This is a genomic window from Phenylobacterium sp., assembly GCF_036501465.1.
In the GTDB taxonomy this organism is placed as follows: Bacteria; Pseudomonadota; Alphaproteobacteria; order Caulobacterales; family Caulobacteraceae; genus Phenylobacterium.
Genome location: NZ_DASYAF010000120.1, coordinates 1 through 5,031, shown reverse-complemented (window position 1 = coordinate 5,031; position 5,031 = coordinate 1). Strand labels below are relative to the sequence as shown.

The 5,031-nt window shown below is 68.8% G+C and carries 4 protein-coding genes; 1 reads left to right on the top strand and 3 read right to left on the bottom strand.

Going from position 1 to position 5,031, the window contains the following annotated elements; all coding sequences use genetic code 11:
* Positions 1 to 2,656: isoleucine--tRNA ligase (ileS, locus tag VGL85_RS12880; RefSeq protein ID WP_331589348.1), on the bottom strand; the 2,656-nt coding region annotated here is incomplete at its 3' end.
* Between the two features lie 283 nt (positions 2,657 to 2,939).
* Here ileS and VGL85_RS12875 point away from each other — a divergent pair.
* Positions 2,940 to 3,836, top strand: a complete 897-nt coding sequence (locus tag VGL85_RS12875) for a hypothetical protein (RefSeq protein ID WP_331589347.1) — start codon at positions 2,940 to 2,942, stop codon at positions 3,834 to 3,836.
* Here VGL85_RS12875 and VGL85_RS12870 read toward each other — a convergent pair.
* Together VGL85_RS12870 and VGL85_RS12865 are read right to left on the bottom strand one after the other, a co-directional pair.
* Positions 3,833 to 4,519: a hypothetical protein gene (locus VGL85_RS12870; RefSeq protein WP_331589346.1), complete on the bottom strand. Its 687-nt coding sequence runs from the start codon at positions 4,517 to 4,519 to the stop codon at positions 3,833 to 3,835. The two genes, VGL85_RS12875 and VGL85_RS12870, sit on opposite strands and share 4 nt — an antisense overlap.
* 77 nt (positions 4,520 to 4,596) lie before the next feature.
* The coding region (locus VGL85_RS12865; protein WP_331589345.1) for a helix-turn-helix domain-containing protein at positions 4,597 to 5,031 on the bottom strand (435 nt) is incomplete at its 5' end.

Below are 5,031 nucleotides of genomic sequence, written 5' to 3'. Positions count from 1 at the left end.
CGATCTCCAGCGCGCCGGTGACCACGCGGGTGACGGCCTGCACCCGCTCCCAGCGCGCGGCCTCGACGGCGTTGCGCCAGGCGGCGGGGGTGTCCGGGATCACCCGCAAGGCGTTCGAACCGCCCTGTGGGAAGCGCGTCTGCCAGGCCTCCTCCATGGTGAAGGCGGCCAGCGGCGCCAGCCACGCGGTCAGCCGCTCGAACACCAGGTCCAGCACCGTGCGGCAGGCGCGGCGGCGCAGACTGTCGGGCAGGTCGCAATAGAGGACGTCCTTGCAGATGTCGAAATAGAGCGCCGAGAGGTCATTGGAGCAGAAGTCGGCCAGCGGCCGCCACACGTCCTGGAACCGGTAGGTCTCGTAGGCCGCCCGCACCTCGCCATCCAGCGCCCAGAGCCGGTGCAGGATGAAGCGCTCCAAGGGCGGCATGTCGGCCGGCTCGACTCGCTCGGCGTCACCGAAGCCTTCCAGCGCGCCCAGCAGGTAGCGGACGGTGTTCCTGAGCTTGCGATAGCCGTCGATCGTGCTCTGCAGGATGGCCGGACCGATCCGGGTGTCCTCGGAATAGTCGATCATCGCCACCCACAGGCGCAGAATCTCGGCCCCGCTCTGGCGGATGACATCCGCCGGGTCCACCGCGTTGCCGAGCGACTTCGACATCTTCTCGCCGGTCTCGGTGACCGTGAAGCCGTGGGTCAGGACCTGGTCGTAGGGCGCGCGTCCGCGCGTGCCGCAGGCCTCCAGCAGGCTCGACTGAAACCAGCCGCGATGCTGGTCCGAGCCTTCCAGATAGAGGTCCGCGGGCCAGCGGGTGTCGGGCCCCTGGCGGGGGGAGGCGTCTGACCAATGCGAGGCGTTCTGCGCCGCGCGGCTCTCCAGCACGAAGGCGTGGGTCGAGCCGGAGTCGAACCAGACGTCGAGAATGTCCTCGACCTTCTCATAGCGGTCGGGATCGTGATCGCCGAGAAAGTCGCTGGCCGGCCGGGTGAACCAGGCGTCGGCGCCCTCGGCGGCGATCAGGTCGACGATGCGGGCGTTGACGTTGGCGTCCTGCAGCGGCTGGCCACTCACCTTGTCGACGAACATGGCCAGCGGCGAGCCCCAGGCGCGCTGGCGGCTGATCAGCCAGTCCGGCCGGGTCTCGACCATGGTGCGGATGCGGTTGCGGCCGGCCTCCGGATAGAAGGCGGTGGCCTCGATCGCCTCCAGCGCCGTCTCGCGCAGGGTGCGCCCACCGTGCAGAGTGTCGTTGAGCGGCTCGTCCATGCGGATGAACCACTGCGGGGTGTTGCGGAAGATCACCGGCGCCCTGGAGCGCCAGGAGTGGGGATAGGAGTGCTCCACCCGCCCGCGGGCCAGAAGGTTGCCGGCCTCGATCAGCTTTTCGATGACGGCGTTGTTGGCCGGCCCGAACTTGCCGGCCTTCTTGCCCTCGGTCTCCAGCACCTTCATTCCGCCGAACAGCGGCACGTCCGGATAGTAGGCGCCGTCGGCGTCGACCGTATCGGGGATATCGCGATGCCCGTGCGCCAGCCAAACCGCATAGTCGTCGGCGCCATGGCCGGGCGCGGTGTGGATGAAGGCAGTCCCAATGTCCTCGGTGACATAGCTGCTAACCAGCAACGGCACGGGAAAGTCGTATCCATCGTCCAGCGCCGCCAGGGGATGGGCGCAGACCATGCCGGATGGATTGACTTCGCTGAGCCTCTTCCACTTCGCCACCTGGGCCGCCGCGCGCACCTCGTCGGCCAGCGCCTCGGCGACGATCAGCCGGTCGCCCGCTTTGGCCCAGGGCTCGAAGGCCAGGTCCGGGTTGGTCGCCTCGACCTCATAGACCGCATAGGTGATGTCCGGGCTGTATTGGATGGCGCGGTTGGCCGGCAGGGTCCAGGGCGTCGTGGTCCAGATCACCACCGAGGCGCCAAGTGCGGCGTCCGTGCCTTCGAGCACCGGGAACTTCACCCAGACGGTCGGGCTGACGTGATCGTGGTATTCGATCTCGGCGTCGGCCAGCGCCGTGCGCTCCACCGGGCTCCACATCACCGGCTTGGAGCCGCGATAGAGCTGGTCCGACATCAGGAACTTGTGGAACTCGGCGACGATGGCCGCCTCGCTCGAATAGTCCATCGTCGAATAGCGCCGCTCCCAGTCGCCGAGCACGCCCAGGCGCTTGAAGCCCTCCATCTGCACGCCGATCCAGCGATCGGCCTCTTCGCGGCAGCGGGCGCGGAACTCCGCCCTGGAGACGTCGTCCTTGCGCCGGCCCTTGGCGCGCAGGTCTTCCTCGACCTTCCACTCGATGGGCAGGCCGTGACAGTCCCAGCCCGGCAGGTAGTCGACGTCGTAGCCGAGCAGGAAGCGCGAGCGGACGACGAAATCCTTCAGCGTCTTCTGCAGCGTATGACCGATATGGATGGCGCCGTTGGCATAGGGCGGCCCGTCATGCAGCACGTAGAGCGGCGCGCCGGCGGCCTGGCGGGCCTTGCGCAGGGTCCGGTAGAGGTCCTGCTCGGCCCATCGCGCGAGGATTTCCGGCTCCTTCTTCGGCAGGCCGGCGCGCATGGGAAACGGAGTTTCGGGCAGAAAGACGGTCTCGCGATAGTCGCGGCCGGCGGTCGTGTCGGGTCTGGCGTCGCCAGGGGAATCGGGGGGGGCCATGATCGGCTCCAGCATGGGTTCGAACAAATGCGCGGACAACCCGGCGCGCGCCGCCGTGATTGGCGGCTTCACGCCGGGCGGTTAATTCGAAACCGACAAGGAACCCTGCTCATGGCGCGCGCTGTACCAGAGCCGGGCCGCGGGCGCGAGCCTTTCGCGGGCGGGACAGGATTGTACGGTATCGTAGAATTATCCGCTTGCCGTCGCGGCGCCTCCGCCGCATCAATTCGGTCCAAGAGCGCCCAAGGCCAAGCGGCGACGACGATTTTAGGGAGAGGACGACATGGCGAGCATCGCAGCCCTGGACGAGAAGACCGGCCGCAAATTCTATCTCGACGACCCGGACGACCTGAAGCCGGGCGAGAAGCTCACCTTCATCCTCAATCTGCACGGCGGCGGCTCGGTCGGCGCCTGGCAACGGGCCTATTTCCCGGCGGTCGACTACAAGGACAAGTACCGCCTGGTCATCGCCACGCCTTCGGCCGCCACCAAGGAGCCGTCGCGGCGCTGGGTCGGCGAAGCCGATGACGAGCACCTGCACAACATCGTCAACTACGTTTTCGACAAGTACGGGCCGGAAAACATCAAGAGCTTCTGGCTGGCCGGCCACTCCCAGGGCGGCATGACCTCCAACCGGCTGTTGCGCGACGATCCCTTCTTCCAGGATCGGGTCGATGGCTGGCTCAGCCTCTCCGGCGGCCGCATGGGGCCGGCCGAGCGCGCGCCGGGCTTTGGCCCGCCGCTGCCGCCCGGCCAGACCCTGAACATGCCGCGCCCGGCGCCCGGCGGGCCGCCGACCTGCGACTTCTCGTTCATCTACACCACCGGCGAGCACGAGATCGCTTCCCTGCCGGAGACCTCGCCGTGGGCGGAAAAGTACGCCGCGGGTCCGCGCGAGCGGCGTCCCGACATCGTCGACACCGAAGCCGGCCAGATCCACGACACCGGTCGCCAGGAGTTCTCCACCAAGGGCTGGGGCCTGTTGCCGCGCCCGGGAACGGCCGAGGTCTATGTCTATCCGAACGGCAAGGACGGCCGCGTGGTCGCCGATGTGGTCCGTCTCGACAAGGGCCATACCGAGGGCCTGGAGCCGAAGGTGACCGAGGAACTGATCAAGCTGATGGTCTCGGCCTCGGGCGGCAAGGCGCGCGCGGCGAGCAGGGCCAGCGCCCAGGCCTAGACCGCGTAGAAATCGTAGAACAGCGCGATCGGCGCCGTCGCTCCCAGCGCGGGCAGCGGGAACGCGCGCCAGGGCGCCTCGACGTCGATGGCCTCGATATTATGCAGGAAGGCGGCGCGCAGGTCGGGCTTGACGGCCTCTCGGTGGTCGAGGAACTGGCCCCAGCTCGACGTGCCGCCCAGGCCGACGCGGCCGGCGGGCGGCGCGCGGGAATCGCCATAGGCGGGCGGGAACAACCGGCGATAGGCGTCGAGATTGTAGAGCCATGAGCGGCCCTGGACGGTGCGGGTTCTGGGCCAGGTCTCGCGGACGAAGGCGAACATGGTCTTCAATTCGGCTAGGCGGCGAGGCGTCTTGGCGCGACTGAGCGGGCCGACGTCGTCTGCGCTGTCGCGGTTGCTGAAATGGATTCGCAAGACGCCGGCCACGTCCGGCGGATCGCAACGGAAACAGCCGAAGCTGCGCTGATCGGCGGGCGGCAAGTCGTCCGGCGCGGTGAGATAGAAGCTCCTGGTCCAGTCCAGCCGCTGCTCGGGCGTCCGCAGCGGTTCCATTTCGGCCAGAAAGGCCAGCCACTGCGGCGGCGCCGGGCCGACGCCGCCATATCCGAGGCCGAAGCGCCGCTGCAGATTGGTGTAGAGGGTCAGGGATCTGGCGAAGGGGATCGCGGCGCGAAGCGCCATATGCTCGGCAAACCGCAGCTGCAGCGCGAAATAGTCGCCCAGCCGCTCGGCCCGGGCGCTGCGTTCCGATTCGCGACTCAGCGCCGTCGCCGGATGCGCACCGGGATGGGCTGCAGCTGCGGCCGCATCCCGAGGTCCCACACCACACCTTGAAGCACCGCCGCCAGGTCGAGGTCCCAGTCGAGGACGCGTCGCTCGAGGCCCGAGGCGCCGCGCGCCCGCGCATGGCCGTGCGGGATGCGAGGCGCCGAGGCGCCAGCCACGCGCCCGAAGCCGTTCAGGAATTCGATCAAGGCGCGCATCAGCGCCTTTTGCCGGCTCGCCAGCGCCGGCGCCTCGCCGCTGACCTCACGCTCCGCCGCGGCGAGCAGGATGGCCTGCTTGTCGGGGAAGTACTGGTAGAGGGTGCCGATGCTCACCCCGGCGCGCTCGGCGACGCTGGTGGTGGTGAACGCGGCCGCGCCGTCGCGCTCGAGAACCTGAGCCGCGGCCTCGACGATGGCGTCCCAGGT